This is a genomic window from Synechococcus sp. R55.7 (assembly GCF_047461955.1).
In the GTDB taxonomy this organism is placed as follows: Bacteria; Cyanobacteriota; Cyanobacteriia; order Thermostichales; family Thermostichaceae; genus Thermostichus.
In genome coordinates this window covers 4386-19480 of the sequence record NZ_JANSIC010000011.1, presented here as the reverse complement: position 1 = coordinate 19480, position 15095 = coordinate 4386, and the positions used below count along the sequence as shown (strand labels likewise).

Below are 15095 nucleotides of genomic sequence, written 5' to 3'. Positions count from 1 at the left end.
GGGCCCTGTTCACACCCATGCCGTTTCAGGGCGAAGGTGAGGGCGGATTCCGGGATCCCAAGCTCGACTTGCAAAAACTGGAGCAGCGGCGCCCGATCGGGGGTAAGCATGGCAGAGTCTCCCAAAACGAGAGGTGGGCGTGAATGGGCAGGCTAGGGTGGGGACAAGCCCAAAACCAAGCTGTCGGCAGCGAGAAAGTGGGCCAGGTGAAAGGCCCGTTCTTCTGTCTGCAGCAAAATCTGCTCGTAGAGGTGACGGGTGGCGCGATCCCCAACACTTTCCGCCAGAGCCGCCTGGCGACGCAGCAGATCGATCAGGCTTTGCTCGGCCCGCAAATCCGCTTCCAGCATGGGCCGCACGGCCAATGCATCGTCCCCTTCCGGGCTGAAGCAGCACAGCTCCGCCAGCTTGGCAAAGCTGGAGGCCGGGATCCCACCCAGGCCGTTCAGGCGCTCCCCCACCTCATGGGCGTGGTTCTGAACTTCCTGTAGACTTTCGTTGAAAAATTGGTGAATTGAGTAGAACTCTGCTCCTTCGACAACCAGATGGTGCTTCAGATACTGCAAATACAGCCCCTGAAGACTGGCCCAAGCCAGGTTGAGGCCCTCGCAGATGGGAACCGTGATCTCCCGTCCCAGGTGAACGGGGTTGTCTCGGACTTGTTGGAAGGAGCGAGTTGAGGGGGATGGAGTGGTCATTGGCGCTACCAAAACGAGGTGAACAGGAGAAGCAAGAAGGCAAACGGCAGAGGTTCAGGGGTGGTCATCCCCTCCTGCAGATCTCTCAGGGGGATCCCAGGTCTGGAGAGACCAGCAGCGATCCAACCAACTCAGCCAGCCAGAGCGGTTGAGGGTGAAAAGGCGGAGCACACTGTGGACGAGGAGGGCTTCGGTGGGGGTGCGAATCATCACCCACAGTTGGCCGGTCGGGGTACAGCCACAGGTCAAATCCAGCTCCTGCAGACGGTAGAGAATCCGCCAGCGATCGCAACGGGGCACCTGCAGCACTTCAGCCGTTTTCGGTGGGGGAGAAACAAGGGGGGACATAAGCTCACCGGTTGGGAAGCAGGGGGCGAGTCTCAACAGAGGGGCAGAACCGTTGGGTTTCTGTTCCCCCGCTTATAGCAAGCGGCTGCGGTGGCTCAGGCTTGGCAGCGGGCGATCAGGATTGATTGAGTTATTGCCGATGTACTCAAACCCTGGAAGCTTGGCCCAGAGGGCAAAAAAAGTTTTTCTGAGGGCAGGGGGTTGAGTCTTTTGCCCGCAGGGATCCAGTATTTTCGGGGAAGGGTATGGGTATTTGAGCGAGTACATCCCCCTTGCCAGAACAAGAAAATCCGACAGCCCATCGGCGCAATAGTCCCTACTGCCTTGGCGAGGACTTTGCCCCAGGGGGATCTTTCCTCAAACTCAAACGGCTATTTTCAATACACTTTTGGGCTGATACGATATTAAATCGTAGCAATTGATGCAAAACGCAGCCGAGGCTGCGGCGCTTGAGTGCATCTGAGCAGATTTTTAGTATTTCTTAAGCATTGCCCCAAGCCCTTGTCGAATCAGGGATTCCGGGGATCCTCCCCACAGCCGGATCCCCCGCCCCTTTGGGTCAAAATACGGCATCCCCGGCCTTGAAAAACCAGACCCTTGACCCCTAAAAAAAGTTGGATTTGGCCTGCCATCAGGCTTTGCAGGTCTTGAGTACAAAGCCAATAAACTCGATCAGTTCTACCGGGCTGAGTGCAACGGAGCGGGCAGAGGGCGGTTGATATAACCGCCAGTAACGTTCTATCCCCTGGTTGACCCCACTATGCCGCCCCTTTCAACTCCGCCCCGCCAGGGATCCCCTTCCCCATCGGCCTGCGCTTGCAGCAGCAGCCCCCGCCAGGCTCTCCCCCCTCATCTGCAGCAACGCATCGCCACCCATCCCTGCTACAGCGAAGCGGCTCACCATCACTACGCCCGCATGCACGTGGCGGTAGCCCCCGCCTGCAACATCCAGTGCAACTACTGCAACCGCAAGTTCGACTGTGCCAACGAGAGCCGGCCCGGTGTGGTCAGCGAGCTGCTTACCCCGGCGGAAGCCGCCCACAAAGTGCTGGTGATTGCCGGCAAGATCCCGCAACTGACGGTGGTGGGCATTGCTGGGCCTGGGGATCCCTTGGCCAACCCCAAGCAAACCTTCGAAACCTTTGCCCGCATCGCCGAGAAAGCTCCGGATCTCAAGCTTTGCCTTTCCACCAACGGCCTGATGTTGCCGGACTACATCGACGAGATCAAACGGCTGAACATCGACCACGTCACCCTGACCATCAACATGGTGGATCCAGAGATCGGAGCCAAGATCTACCCCTGGATCCGCTGGCGGCGCAAGCGCATTCGAGGGGTGGAGGCAGCCCGCATCCTGCACGAACGGCAGATGGAAAGCCTGGATCTGCTGCGGGAGGCAGACATCCTCTGCAAAGTCAACTCCGTCCTGATTCCCGGCATCAACGACACCCACCTCTTGGAAGTGAACCGGGTGATCCAGGAGAAAGGGGCTTTCTTGCACAACATCATGCCCCTGATCTCGGCGCCTGAACACGGCACCTACTTCGGCCTTATCGGCCAGCGGGGCCCCACCCCTCAGGAGTTGAAAGCCCTGCAAGATCGGTGCTCCGGCAACATGCGGATGATGCGCCACTGTCGCCAGTGTCGGGCGGACGCGGTGGGCCTTCTGGGGGAAGACCGCAGCCAAGAGTTCACCAAGGAGCGCTTTATGCAGATGACCCCCGAGTACGACCCCGAAAAACGCCGCCAGGTACAGGCAAGCATTGCCCAACTGCAAGCTCAGCAGCAGGCAGCCCCGACCCACTGGACAGCCGACCTGCCTCCCGACAGCCCCTCCATCCTGGTGGCCGTGGCCAGCAAAGGCGGTGGCTTGGTCAATCGCCACTTCGGCCATGCGCGGGAGTTTTTGATCTACGAGGTCAACGCCCGTGGGGCGCAGTTTGTCGGCCACCGCAAGATCCCGCAGTACTGCCACGGGGGATCCGGGGAGGACAACAACCTAGAGCAAATCCTGGATCTCATCAGGGATTGCCGAGCCGTGCTGGTCTCCAAGATCGGCGATTGCCCCATGAAGCGTATTCGCGAGGCCGGCATCGAAGTGGTGGAAGACTACGACCTCATCGAAACGGTGGCCCTCAAGTTTTACCGCACCTGGTTGGTCAACCAGGCCCTGGACAGCAAATCTTCCCGATCTTGAGACCTCATCTTTTGGAGACGCGGCTATGGCTACTGTAACTGCTCTCACCAAAGGCGGACTGCCCTGGATCCCACAGTTTATCGAAAGCTTGGATATCAGCCGCTGCCTCGGCTGTAGCCGTTGCCTCAAGGTCTGTGGCCGGGGTGTGTTCGCCCTCAGAGCCCTCAACGAAGACGGCGAGTTTGTCGAAAACGAAGAGGAAGAAGAAAGTGAGCGCAAAGTGATGACCATCCTCAATGCCGCCCTCTGCATCGGCTGTCAGGCTTGCGCCCGCATTTGCCCAAAGCAGTGCCATTCCCACGCTCCGCAAGCCGTTTAACGTTGCCCAACCCCTACCTTGTATCGATTCGGAGCCTGTATGAACCCCGTGATCTACCTGGACAACAACGCCACCACCGCCGTGGATCCCCTGGTTCTGGAGGCGATGCTGCCCTATTTGCAGACCTTCTACGGCAACCCCTCCTCGATGCACAGTTTTGGCGGCCAGGTGGGGCGTGCCCTCAACCAAGCCCGCGAACAGGTGGCAGCCCTTCTGGGAGCCGACCCGACGGAGATCGTCTTCACCAGTGGCGGCACCGAAGGCAACACCACGGCCATTTATGCAGCCTTGGCAGCCCAACCCCAGAAGCGCCACATCATCACCACGCAGGTAGAGCACGCCTCGGTGCTCAACGTCTGCAAGCACCTGGAAAAACAAGGCTACCGCGTCACCTACCTCTCGGTGGATGAGCAAGGCTGCCTGGACTTGCTGGAGTTGGAAGCAGCCCTGACCGGCGATACTGCCCTGGTGAGCTGCATGGCCGCCAACAACGAGACGGGCGTGCTTTTCCCCATCGAGGCGGTGGGATCCCTGGCTCGCAGCTATGGGGCTGTTGTCCATGTGGACGCAGTACAGGCGGTGGGCAAGATCCCTCTCGATCTGCAGCGCCTGCCGGTGGATCTCCTCACCCTTTCCGGGCACAAGCTGCATGCCCCCAAGGGGATCGGCGCTCTCTATGTGCGGCGGGGCTTGCGCTTCCGTCCGTTGCTGCTGGGAGGGCATCAGGAGCGAGGCCGCCGCGCCGGGACGGAAAATGTGCCGGGCATCATCGCCCTGGGCAAAGCGGCTGAGCTGGCCCAAGCCCACCTGGGGGATCCCCATGAGCGGCTGCTGCGGGATCGCTTGGAGCAGGGCTTGCTACAGCGGATCCCGGATGTCCAGGTTAACGGCCACCCCACTCAGCGGCTGCCCAACACCACCAACTTGGGCTTCAAGTTCGTGGAAGGGGAAGCGATCCTCTTCTGGCTGAACAAATACGGCATCTGCGCCTCCTCCGGCTCCGCCTGCACTTCCGGATCCCTGGAGCCCTCCCATGTGCTGCGGGCCATGGGCCTGCCCTACACCGTTTTGCACGGCTCAATCCGCTTCAGCCTCTCTCGCTTTACCCAGCCGGCAGAGGTGGAGCGGGTGCTGGAGGTTTTGCCGGGGATCATCGAGCATTTGCGGGCCATCTCCCCCTTCAGCCACGAGGCGGAAGACTGGCTGCAACAGCAGGAACGGGAACTGGCTCGCCGCTGACCCCCCTCAAACTCATCTTCCCTCGACCGTTCGCATCCTCAACTCAGGATCCAGCCATGTGGGACTACAGCGAAAAAGTTTTGGAACTCTTCTACCACCCCAAAAACCAAGGGGCGATGGATCCCAGCTCCGAGCCTGGTGTTCGGGTGGTGGTGGGAGAAGTGGGCAGCATCACCTGCGGCGATGCCCTGCGGCTCTACTTAAAGGTGGACGAGGCCAGCGAGCGCATCTTGGCTGCCAGCTTCCAAACCTTCGGCTGCACCAGCGCCATTGCCTCTTCCTCGGCCCTGACGGAGCTAATCACCGGCCTCACTCTGGATGAAGCCCTGCGGATCGACAACCGCCAAATCGCTGACTACCTAGGCGGCCTGCCCCCCGCCAAGATGCACTGCTCGGTGATGGGGCAAGAGGCTCTGGAGGCAGCCATCTACAGCTATCGCGGCCTTCCTCTGCCTGACCACACGGATGATGACAGCGCTTTGGTCTGCTCCTGCTTTGGCGTCAGCGAGCAAAAGATCCGCCGCTTGATCCGGGAAAACCACCTCACCTCCGCTGAGGAAGTAACAGCCTACAGCAAAGCGGGTGGTGGCTGTGGTTCCTGCCTGGCCCAGATTGAAGACCTGATCGCCGCCGTTCTGGCCGAGACTGACGCAACCCCTTCAGAAGATTCAAGAAATTCAAAAGGGAACTCCCAAAACCAGACAGAGCCCTCTCCCGCTGCTCCCTCTCCCCTCACCACCTTGCAAAAGATCGCCCGCATTCAGGCCGTCCTGGAGGAGGAAGTTCGCCCGCTGCTGTTGGCCGATGGCGGCGATGTGGAGCTTTACGACCTGGAAGGGGATCAGGTGTGGGTGCGCCTCAAGGGATCCTGCACCACCTGCCCCAGCCAGCAAAACACCCTGCGGTTGCTCATCGAAACCCGCCTGCAAGAACAGGTGTGGCCCACCTTAACCGTGCATGCCCTCTAGTTCCCCATTCTCGATAAGCCTGAGAGCCCTATGATCTGCCCCACTGTTACTCCCCGTCGCTTCCCCCATCTCCTGCCTCGATTCGGGAGAGCCCCACCGTTCAACCGGTTTGCTTTTGGATTCCAAGGGATCCAAGGCTGCCTTCCCGCGAGCTGAAATCCTTTGCAGTAAGGATCCCGTCTCGCTAATGCGACCAGTTGCGCCCATTGGCAAGAGATTTCTAACCCTTAAGTCGCCCTCAAGTTTTTCCTCAAGTCTTCATTAGGAGAACTGAACCATGAGACAAATTGCATTCTACGGCAAAGGCGGTATCGGCAAATCCACCACCTGTCAGAATACCGTTGCCGGTATGGCCGAATTGGGACAGCGGATCATGATCGTCGGCTGCGACCCGAAAGCCGATTCCACCCGCCTCATGTTGCACTGCAAAGCCCAGACCACCGTCCTTCACCTGGCGGCTGAGCGGGGATCCGTAGAAGACGTGGAGCTGGAAGAAGTGGTGCTCACCGGCTACCGAGGGGTGCGCTGCGTGGAGTCCGGTGGCCCCGAGCCTGGTGTTGGCTGTGCCGGACGAGGCATCATCACCGCCATCAATTTCTTGGAAGAAAACGGTGCCTACGAGGATCTGGACTTTGTCTGCTACGACGTGCTGGGGGACGTGGTCTGCGGCGGTTTTGCCATGCCCATTCGGGAGGGCAAGGCCCAAGAGATCTACATTGTTTGCTCCGGCGAAATGATGGCCATGTATGCGGCCAACAACATCGCCCGCGGCGTGCTGAAATACGCCTACTCCGGCGGCGTGCGTTTGGGTGGCCTGATCTGCAACAGCCGCAAAGTGGATCGCGAGATCGAGCTGATCGAAGCTCTGGCCGAAAAGCTCAACACCAAAATGCTGCATTTCATCCCCCGCGACAATGTGGTTCAGCACGCAGAATTGCGCCGCATGACGGTGATCGAGTACTCCCCCGACTGCAACCAAGCTGACGAGTATCGGGCCTTGGCCAAAAAGATCATCAACAACACGGATCTGAGGATCCCCACCCCCATCTCTATGGATGAGCTGGAGCAGTTGTTGATAGAGTTCGGCGTTTTGGACGACGACCAGAAAATCGCCCACCTCATCGGCAAAACCGAAAAAGAGTTGGCCCCTGTCTGATCCCCGAAAAGACGGGCTGGGGGTAGCTGGTTTCCTCCCTCAGCCCCCCTTCGCACTGTGGCTTTTATCCATGACACCCAATAGCTGAGGTTCTCATGACTACTCTGAAAAGTACCCTCAAAGAGGAAACCCGGAAAATCGTAACGGAGGTTCTGGAAACCTACCCCGAAAAAGCTCAGAAAAAGAGAGCTAAGCACCTCAACGTCTATGACGAGGGCAAAGCAGATTGCGGAGTAAAATCTAACATTAAATCCATCCCCGGCGTCATGACCACTCGCGGCTGTGCCTATGCCGGTTCCAAGGGGGTGGTGTGGGGGCCGGTCAAAGACATGATCCACCTCAGCCACGGCCCCGTGGGCTGCGGCTACTACTCCTGGTCGGGACGGCGCAATTACTACGTGGGAATCACCGGGGTGAACACCTTCGGCACCATGCAGTTCACCTCCGATTTTCAGGAGCGGGATGTGGTGTTTGGGGGGGACAAAAAACTGGCCAAACTCTTGGTGGAAGCCAGCGAACTCTTCCCCTTGGCCAAAGGCATTACCATCCAGTCCGAATGCCCCGTTGGCCTAATTGGGGATGACATCGAGGCGGTGGCCAAGAGAGTTTCCAAAGAAATTGGCAAGCCGGTGGTACCGGTGCGCTGCGAAGGCTTTCGGGGGGTCTCCCAGTCCCTGGGCCACCACATCGCCAACGATACAGTGCGGGACTGGGTTCTGCCCATTGCCGACAAGAAAGCCAAGGAGGGATCCCTCAACTTTGAGCCCGGCCCCTACGATGTGGCCCTGATTGGGGACTACAACATCGGCGGCGACGCTTGGTCTTCCCGGATTTTGCTGGAGGAGATGGGCCTGCGGGTAGTGACCCAGTTTTCCGGCGATGGCACCTGGAACGAGATGCTGCTTGCCCCTCGGGTAAAGCTGAATCTCATCCACTGCTACCGATCCATGAACTACATCTGCCGCCACATGGAGGAAACCTACGGGATCCCCTGGCTGGAGTTCAACTTCTTTGGCCCCACCCAAATTGCCAAGTCGCTGCGGGCCATCGCCCAGCGGTTTGACGAGACCATCCAGGCCAAGGCGGAGCAGGTGATCGCCAAGTACAAGCCCCAGAGCGAGGCCATCATTGCCAAGTACCGTCCCCGCCTGGAGGGCAAACGGGTGATGCTGATGGTGGGCGGACTGCGGCCCCGCCACGTCATCCCGGCCTTCCGGGAGCTGGGCATGGAGGTGATTGCCACCGGCTACGAATTCGGCCACGGCGACGACTACAAGCGCACCACCCAGTACATCGACGATGGCACACTCATCTACGATGACGTGTCCGGCTACGAGTTTGAAGAATTTGCCAAGAGGTTGAAGCCAGATCTCATCGCCTCCGGCATCAAGGAGAAGTACGTCTTTCAAAAGATGGCTTTGCCCTTCCGCCAGATGCACTCTTGGGACTACTCCGGCCCCTACCACGGCTACGACGGCTTTGCCGTGTTCGCCCGCGATATGGATCTGGCCTTGAATAGCCCCACCTGGGATCTGGTCAAAGCCCCCTGGAAGTCTTAGCTTGCCGCCGGGATCCCAGACGCCAACGGCCCTTCCTTCCCCTGCCCCTCATTAGGAGACCGACCATGCCGCAAGATATCCAAGACATCAAAGATCACGCCCGCCTGTTTCAAGATCCGGAATATCAGGCGCTTCTGCAGTGCAAGCAAACCTTTGAAGATCTCCCTTCCCCGGAAGAAGTGGCCCGGGTGGCCGAATGGACAAAATCTTGGGAATACCGGGAGAAAAACTTTCAACGGGAGGCCCTGACGGTAAACCCCGCCAAAGCCTGCCAACCCTTGGGGGCCATCTTCGCCGCTGTCGGCTTTGAGGGAACTCTGCCCTTTGTCCATGGATCCCAGGGGTGTGTGGCCTATTTTCGCACCCATCTCACCCGCCACTTTAAGGAGCCCTTTTCGGCGGTCTCCACCTCGATGACGGAAGATGCGGCGGTGTTTGGCGGCCTCAAAAACCTAATCGAGGGACTGGAAAATGCCTACGCCCTCTACAAGCCCAAGATGATCGCCGTGTGCACCACCTGCATGGCGGAGGTGATCGGGGATGACCTGGGAGCCTTCATCACCACGGCCAGAAATGAGGGAGTTATTCCCCACAACTTCCCGGTGCCCTATGCCCACACGCCAAGCTTTGTGGGATCCCACATCACCGGCTACGACAACATGCTCAAGAGCATTCTCAGCACCCTCACCGAGCCGGTGGGCCGCACGGGTAGCAATGGCTACATCAACGTCATCCCCGGTTTCGATACCTACATGGGCAACTTGCGGGAGATCAAGCGCATCTTCGGCTTATTCGGGATCCCGCTGACCCTGCTGGCGGACAACTCCGACTATTTGGATTCGCCCAACGACGGCACTTTCCACATGTATCCCGGAGGAACCCCTTTGGAGGCGGCTGCCCAATGCCTCAACGCCGAGGCTACTTTTTCCTTCCAGCGCTACACCACGCCCAAGACCCTGGAGTTTCTAGCAGAGGCCTCGGGTCGGCCCACCCTGACGGCGCGGCCAGTGGGTATTCGGGGCACGGATGAGTTTTTGATGCAGCTATCCCAGTTAACGGGCAAGCCCATTCCCGCCGAGCTGGAGATCGAACGGGGCCGGGCGGTGGATGCTTTCACGGACTCCCAAGCGTGGATCCACGGCAAGCGGGTAGCCCTGTATGGGGATCCGGATCTGGTGATGGGCTTGCTCAGCCTGTTGCTGGAGCTGGGAGCGGAGCCGATCCATGTGGTGGTGACCAACAGCAACGAGGAGTTCGAAGCCGAGGCGCGGGCACTGCTGGCCTCCAGTCCCTATGGACAGGGGGCAACCGTCTGGGGGGGCAAGGATCTCTGGCATCTGCGCTCTCTGATGTTCACCGAGCCGGTGGATCTGCTGATCGGCAATTCCTACGGCAAATACCTGTGGCGGGATACGGGCACACCTTTGGTGCGCATCGGCTACCCCATCTTCGACCGCCACCACCTGCACCGCTACCCCACCTATGGCTATGTGGGGGCGCTCAACCTCCTTAACTGGATTGTCAACACCATTCTGGATGAGGCCGATCGGCGCAGCATCATCCCCGGCAAAACCGACATCTCCTTCGACTTAATTCGTTGATGGCCAGAGCAGCGGGATCCCAAAGGCCGGACTTTGTCGGACTTTGTCAAGGATCCCCTGCTCCAAAGACTCCACCCCGCTAAGAGGAACAGCCAAGCCTTACAGGAATCTGATGAATTCTGCGGCAACTTGGTTGAGCTTTCTACCCTGGACATGATTGCCCTGACGCAACCGGGGTCCCGCTAGCGGTGCGGAGCACCATCGACGGTTACCGATTGCCTAGGCGGGCCGTAGGTCTTGGAGGATGGATCCCATGAATTCCTCTATCACCATCAACGACACCACCCTGCGCGATGGGGAGCAAGCAGCAGGGGTAGCCTTCCAAATCCCCGAGAAGATCTCCATTGCCGCCCTCTTGGATGCCATTGGCGTACCCGAAATTGAGGTGGGGATCCCGGCCATGGGCGCCGTGGAAACGGAAGCCATTCGCGCCATGCTCAGCCTGGGGCTGCGGGCCCACCTGCTGGGGTGGAACCGGGCTGTGCCCAGCGATATCCTCGCCTCTATTCGTTGCGGCCTCAAGCGGATCCACATCTCCGTGCCGGTCTCGGATCGGCAAATGGCCGCTAAGTTCCAAGGGGATCGCCCTCGGCTGCTGCGACAGTTGCGCCAATGCGTGGAGATGGCCTTGGAGCAAGGGCTGTGGGTCTCGGTGGGGGCAGAAGATGCCAGCCGCACCCCCCTGGAGCAGGTGATCGAGTTGGCCCAAATGGCCCAGAGCTGGGGCTGTCGGCGCTTCCGCTACTGCGATACGGTGGGCATTTTGGATCCTTTTAGCACCTACAAGCAGATTCGCCGTCTGGTGCGGGCCATCGATATCCCTGTGGAGATGCATACCCACGACGACCTGGGCATGGCCACTGCCAATGCCTTAGCCGGGATCCGCGCCGGCGCTCAGTCGGTGAACACCACCGTCAACGGCCTGGGGGAACGGGCCGGCAATGCCCCCTTGGAAGAGGTGGTGATGGCTTTGCGCTACACCTTGGGGATCGATGTTGGGGTGGATACCCGCCGTCTGCGGGAGCTGTCTCAACAGGTGGCGCGGGCCAGCGGTGCTCCCCTACCTCCCTGGAAGGCCATCGTCGGTGACAACGCCTTTGCCCACGAGTCGGGCATTCATGCGGCGGGAGTGCTGCGGGATCCCCAGACCTATGAGCCTTTCCCACCAGAAGCCGTGGGCGGCCAGCGGCGGCTGGTGTTGGGCAAACACTCCGGCCGGCATTTGCTGCTGCAAATCCTCAAGGAACAGGGGATCCCTGTCGAGCAGATCCCACCTGGCCAACTGGAAAAGCTCCTGGAACAGGTGCGGCAGCACGTCACCCACTGCAAGCATCCGATCCCACCGGCGGAACTGGCCCGTTATTGCCGCGCAACGCTGACGCAATGGGCGCAACACACTCCAGAACCCATCCCAGAGGAGAGCCATCCCGATGTTGTCTAACCGCTTGTCCGGAAAGGAAACTTCCAAATCTCAGGCCATTTTGGCAGCCGTGTCTCGACGGGCGCGCCAAGTAGGCCGCAGCCTAACCCGCCAAGAGCTTTGTCGAGTGTTGGCAGAAATCACAGGAGGTACCCCATGAGCGACGAACTGGAGCTGGATCGCCCTCCCCAATTTGAGCTGGGCGACAAAGTCCGCATCCGTAAGGTCATCCGCAACGATGGCACCTTCTTCGGCCAGCCGGTGGGGAAAATCTTGGCCGTTCCGGGCGACGAAGGTTACGTGATTTCCATTGGCACCTTTCTACAACGGTTTTACGTCTATGCCGTCCACTGCTTGGCCAAAGGCTTGGTGGTGGGGTGCCGTGCCCAAGAGCTGGAACTTGTGGAGAAAGGGCTATGAAAGTCATCCTGCACGAAAGTGCCTACGGGCATTTGATGGTCTACGTTCCCAAAAAAGATCTGGAAGAATCGGTTGTGGCCACCCGTTCAGAGGCCGGGGAAACCATTTTCACCTTGAGCAACGGTTGGGAATTGTCCATCCCGGAGCTGCCGGAGCCTTTGTCTCTGCCCAAGACGGTAGAGGCCAAACGCCTCTAGCCAACGGTTGGCTAAAAATTCTGTTGGCCTATCCCCGAAAGGGCTGAGAGAATGGGTTGAACTCAGCTCCAACAAGCTCTAGATACCCATGAAAAGGGTTGGATTCCCCGTTACTTTGTATGGACAACCGGCCCATATGGGGAGATGGCTTTTCATCCTCCAGGGGCTCCTGGTTCTTCTTTGCTTGGGAACCGTCTATTCCTGGAGCATTTTCCGCAAGCCCCTGGAAACAGAGCTGGGGATTGGGGCCAGTGAGAGCCTGCTGCCCTACACGGTTGCCCTCGTGTTCTACGCTACCCTCATGCCCATCACAGGGTTTGTCATCCCCCGCTGGGGATCCCGCCGAGTACTGGCTCTGGGGGGCAGCTTGGTGGGTTTGGGCTATGGGCTGGCTAGCTTTGCCCCTTCTATTGGGTGGATCACCCTCTGCTATGGGGTGATTGCCGGTAGCGGAGTAGGGGTTGCCTATGGGGTGCCGATGGCCGTGGCAGCCCGTTGGTTTCCCGATTGCAAGGGATTGGCGGTGGGGTCCACCATTATCGGCTTTGGCCTATCCCCCCTGCTTACCGCTCCTCTAGCCAACCGCTTGATCGAGGCGCTGGGGGTTCGACCTACGCTGCTGATTTTGGGGATCCTCTTCGCGGCAGTGATCCTGGGGATCGCAACCCAACTGAGATTTCCTCCTCCCGATTGGATCCCTTCCTCACCTTTTCCAAGAAAATCCACGAATGGCCCAGATCGCTCTCCGTTGACTTCTCGGCGCTCTCTCCCTCTGCTGAGAAACCCCTCCTTCTATGGCCTGTGGATCTGCTACGCCATCGGCACTCTGATCGGTTTAAGCGCCATTGGGATTTCCGGCCCCGTGGGGGAAGAGCTGATCGGCCTGGATCCCACTGCGGCTGCCAACAGCGTGGCTCTCTTCGCCATTTTCAACGGGATCAGCCGTCCTCTGTTTGGCTGGTTGGCCGATCGATTACATCCCCATCAGGTCACTACGGGATCCTATGGGCTGATCCTGCTGGCCTGTGGGCTAATGCTCCTGCCTCCCCAGGGATCCCTTCTGGGCTATTGGGTAGCCTTTTCCTTGCTTTGGTTTTGCCTGGGGGGGTGGCTGGCCATGGCTCCCGCCCTGACCCTGCGCTTGTTTGATCCCGAACGCTACGCCCAGAACTACGGCATTGTGTTTACCGCCTATGGAGTTGGGGCCTTGGTGGGAACGATGATCGCGGGGCAAATTCGCGATAGGCTGGGCAGCTATAGCTATACCTTTTATGGGATGGCCGCCTTGGCGGTGGTGGGGATCTGGGTGGCCAACGTTTTTTTGAAAGAGAAGTTGTAGGAGCTTCAAGCCAGCGGGCACAGCAGGGATCCCATCAGCAGGGGCAGCAATCCCCTACTTCATACCCTCCACTGCAGGGCTGGGTGAACCAACTTAAAGACTTGCCCCCCCAAGGCAAGCAGTTTGGTAGAGTAGTACGGCTATTGCCGACAGATTGGGATCGTGGCGGAATGGTAGACGCTACGGACTTAAAATCCGTTGTTCCTCAAGAACGTGAGGGTTCGAGTCCCTCCGATCCCATCATCCCTTGATCCCTGTCTGTTCCAGCACATTCAGCAAGTCCGGGATCCGAACCCAGGCATCTTCTCGATCCAAATCGGGGCTGGAAAGAAGAGCCACCAAAGCCGGATCGCAAACAGGCGCCACCAAGGGGAAATACCTTAACCCTGCCACCTGAGCAATACTCCAAAAATAGGGAAGCACTGCATTGCTGGGCAAGATCTCGATGACGGTGGTGCCGGGTGGACAAAAGGCGAGGTTGGTCAGGCCCGCCCCGTGGATCCCGATCACCGCCTCTGCCCCTTGCATTAGGGCTATTTGCTCTTGAAGAGAAAGGGTTTCCATTTGCACCGGTGCAAATCCCCAAGGGTGCAAACAGGCTAGCACCTCCGCTTCGTTGATCACCCGCCGCCAGCGGGCAGACCGACGGCTGATGTAAATCCGCCGCGGCTGCAGGGGGTCGATGGAGAAACTCGGCTGGGCCAGTTGCCGCAGCACCTCCAATCCCCTAGGCGTCAAGCACCCCACCGGAGCGCCTGCTGAGGGCACGATCAGGTTTTGGGCTTGCAGATGGGATCCCCCCAACTGCTCAAAGCTGAGGATGCGCTCGGCTGGGATCCCCAGGGTGGCCAAGCTCTGCACCTGAAAGGGTTTTCCCTGATACCCGTGGATCAAGATGGGAATGTCCTTTTCCAGGGCGCCCGACCGCCGCAGGATATCCAAGGCAGGCAAAATATCCACCATCCAGTGAAAGTAGTTGACCGCTCCCAAGGGCAAGAGGGCAACGGGGCCATCCAGTGGGATCGGTGGGGGGAGATGGGGCAAGCCCAGCAGGGGGTGGTGTCGCAGGTGATCTGGCCTGTAGTCCCAGTCGAGGAACTCCGGCGGCGGCAAGCTCAGGGATAGATCGGCGAGCAATTCTCCCCGGCGGGTGAGCACCCCGCTGGCAAAGCTGGCGTAGAGGTGGCGGGGATAGTGGCCCACGTGGACGGATCCTCGGGGGATCTGGGCGACAAAGGTCTCTGCCAAGGGGATGCGCTGCGGGCGCAACTTTTGCAAAATGTCGGGATCAGCGGCAGGGGGCGCTTTTAGACAGAGAACCCCCCCTGGATCCAGCAGTTGGTAGTCCCCTTCGCCCGTGGCCTGATGCCACTGTCGGGTGGTGAGGTAGCCTTGGGTTGGCACTGGCCAGAAGTCAGTTGTAGGGGGGGTGTTCTGGGAAAAAGAGTCCGCTTGAAGGGCAACGCCTTCTGGAGCCCAACGCTGCCGCCAAGCCGAATACAGGAAATCGGGGATCCTCGCAGATCCCTCTCCCCTGCATGCCTGCTCCAGTCCAGACCGCAGAGGGCTTTCTCTGCCACTGCCCTCGCACCACGCCTGCACCCAATTCCGTTCCGCTGCCACCGCTCGGCAAA

The 15095-nt window shown here is 59.4% G+C and carries 14 protein-coding genes and 1 tRNA gene; 12 read left to right on the top strand and 3 right to left on the bottom strand.

Annotation, left to right across the window (positions count from 1 at the left end):
* Positions 1-152: 152 nt before the first annotated feature.
* Both NW820_RS01410 and NW820_RS01405 read right to left on the bottom strand, forming a co-directional pair.
* Positions 153-698: a ferritin-like domain-containing protein gene (locus NW820_RS01410; protein ID WP_414355669.1), complete on the bottom strand. Its 546-nt coding sequence runs from the start codon at positions 696-698 to the stop codon at positions 153-155.
* A 54-nt stretch (positions 699-752) separates the two neighbouring features.
* Positions 753-1046 (bottom strand): Asr1405/Asl0597 family protein, encoded by a 294-nt coding sequence (locus tag NW820_RS01405; protein WP_099813101.1) that lies wholly within the window; start codon positions 1044-1046, stop codon positions 753-755.
* 760 nt (positions 1047-1806) lie between these two features.
* On the opposite strand from NW820_RS01405, the gene nifB reads away from it, so the two are divergent.
* The 12 genes from nifB to NW820_RS01345 all read left to right on the top strand — a co-directional run bounded on the left by nifB (position 1807) and on the right by NW820_RS01345 (position 13701).
* On the top strand, positions 1807-3243 hold the full coding sequence (nifB, locus tag NW820_RS01400; protein ID WP_414332068.1) for a nitrogenase cofactor biosynthesis protein NifB: 1437 nt from the start codon (positions 1807-1809) through the stop codon (positions 3241-3243).
* Positions 3244-3268: 25 nt separating this feature from the next.
* A complete protein-coding gene (fdxB, locus tag NW820_RS01395) occupies positions 3269-3562 on the top strand; it encodes a ferredoxin III, nif-specific (RefSeq protein WP_414398603.1) in 294 nt (97 codons plus the stop codon).
* A gap of 39 nt (positions 3563-3601) precedes the next feature.
* Positions 3602-4801, top strand: coding sequence for a cysteine desulfurase NifS (gene nifS, locus NW820_RS01390; protein ID WP_414373896.1), 1200 nt, complete (start codon positions 3602-3604; stop codon positions 4799-4801).
* 56 nt (positions 4802-4857) lie between these two features.
* Positions 4858-5769 (top strand): Fe-S cluster assembly protein NifU, encoded by a 912-nt coding sequence (gene nifU / locus NW820_RS01385; protein ID WP_414355673.1) that lies wholly within the window; start codon positions 4858-4860, stop codon positions 5767-5769.
* Between the two features lie 277 nt (positions 5770-6046).
* On the top strand, positions 6047-6925 hold the full coding sequence (gene nifH / locus NW820_RS01380; protein WP_011430651.1) for a nitrogenase iron protein: 879 nt from the start codon (positions 6047-6049) through the stop codon (positions 6923-6925).
* Positions 6926-7020: 95 nt separating this feature from the next.
* Positions 7021-8484: a nitrogenase molybdenum-iron protein alpha chain gene (nifD, locus tag NW820_RS01375; RefSeq protein WP_414373894.1), complete on the top strand. Its 1464-nt coding sequence runs from the start codon at positions 7021-7023 to the stop codon at positions 8482-8484.
* A gap of 65 nt (positions 8485-8549) precedes the next feature.
* On the top strand, positions 8550-10085 hold the full coding sequence (nifK, locus tag NW820_RS01370; protein WP_414373892.1) for a nitrogenase molybdenum-iron protein subunit beta: 1536 nt from the start codon (positions 8550-8552) through the stop codon (positions 10083-10085).
* A 253-nt stretch (positions 10086-10338) separates the two neighbouring features.
* Positions 10339-11526, top strand: a complete 1188-nt coding sequence (gene nifV / locus NW820_RS01365) for a homocitrate synthase (protein WP_414406482.1) — start codon at positions 10339-10341, stop codon at positions 11524-11526.
* 135 nt (positions 11527-11661) lie between these two features.
* Entirely contained in the window at positions 11662-11925 is a 264-nt protein-coding gene (locus tag NW820_RS01360) for a nitrogen fixation protein NifZ (RefSeq protein ID WP_011430646.1), read from the top strand.
* Positions 11922-12122 (top strand): putative nitrogen fixation protein NifT, encoded by a 201-nt coding sequence (gene nifT / locus NW820_RS01355; protein WP_011430645.1) that lies wholly within the window; start codon positions 11922-11924, stop codon positions 12120-12122. The genes NW820_RS01360 and nifT overlap by 4 nt, the downstream gene beginning before the upstream one ends.
* A 184-nt stretch (positions 12123-12306) precedes the next feature.
* The gene (locus tag NW820_RS01350) at positions 12307-13461 is read left to right on the top strand and encodes an OFA family MFS transporter (protein ID WP_414406481.1); all 1155 of its coding nucleotides are present in this window, start codon (positions 12307-12309) and stop codon (positions 13459-13461) included.
* Between the two features lie 156 nt (positions 13462-13617).
* Positions 13618-13701 (top strand) — tRNA-Leu (locus tag NW820_RS01345).
* Here the strand turns inward: NW820_RS01345 and NW820_RS01340 are convergent.
* A partial coding sequence (locus NW820_RS01340) for a glycosyltransferase family 61 protein (protein ID WP_414406480.1) occupies positions 13702-15095 on the bottom strand: 1394 nt, incomplete at its 5' end. It lies immediately after the preceding tRNA gene.

Coding starts and splice junctions, on each gene's coding strand:
- fdxB (WP_414398603.1), top strand. CDS start 3,269: ATGGCTACTGTAACTGCTCTCACCAAAGGCGGACTGCCCTGGATCCCA.
- NW820_RS01405 (WP_099813101.1), bottom strand. CDS start 1,046: ATGTCCCCCCTTGTTTCTCCCCCACCGAAAACGGCTGAAGTGCTGCAG.
- nifH (WP_011430651.1), top strand. CDS start 6,047: ATGAGACAAATTGCATTCTACGGCAAAGGCGGTATCGGCAAATCCACC.
- nifV (WP_414406482.1), top strand. CDS start 10,339: ATGAATTCCTCTATCACCATCAACGACACCACCCTGCGCGATGGGGAG.
- nifB (WP_414332068.1), top strand. CDS start 1,807: ATGCCGCCCCTTTCAACTCCGCCCCGCCAGGGATCCCCTTCCCCATCG.
- nifK (WP_414373892.1), top strand. CDS start 8,550: ATGCCGCAAGATATCCAAGACATCAAAGATCACGCCCGCCTGTTTCAA.
- nifS (WP_414373896.1), top strand. CDS start 3,602: ATGAACCCCGTGATCTACCTGGACAACAACGCCACCACCGCCGTGGAT.
- nifT (WP_011430645.1), top strand. CDS start 11,922: ATGAAAGTCATCCTGCACGAAAGTGCCTACGGGCATTTGATGGTCTAC.
- nifD (WP_414373894.1), top strand. CDS start 7,021: ATGACTACTCTGAAAAGTACCCTCAAAGAGGAAACCCGGAAAATCGTA.
- NW820_RS01360 (WP_011430646.1), top strand. CDS start 11,662: ATGAGCGACGAACTGGAGCTGGATCGCCCTCCCCAATTTGAGCTGGGC.
- nifU (WP_414355673.1), top strand. CDS start 4,858: ATGTGGGACTACAGCGAAAAAGTTTTGGAACTCTTCTACCACCCCAAA.
- NW820_RS01410 (WP_414355669.1), bottom strand. CDS start 698: ATGACCACTCCATCCCCCTCAACTCGCTCCTTCCAACAAGTCCGAGAC.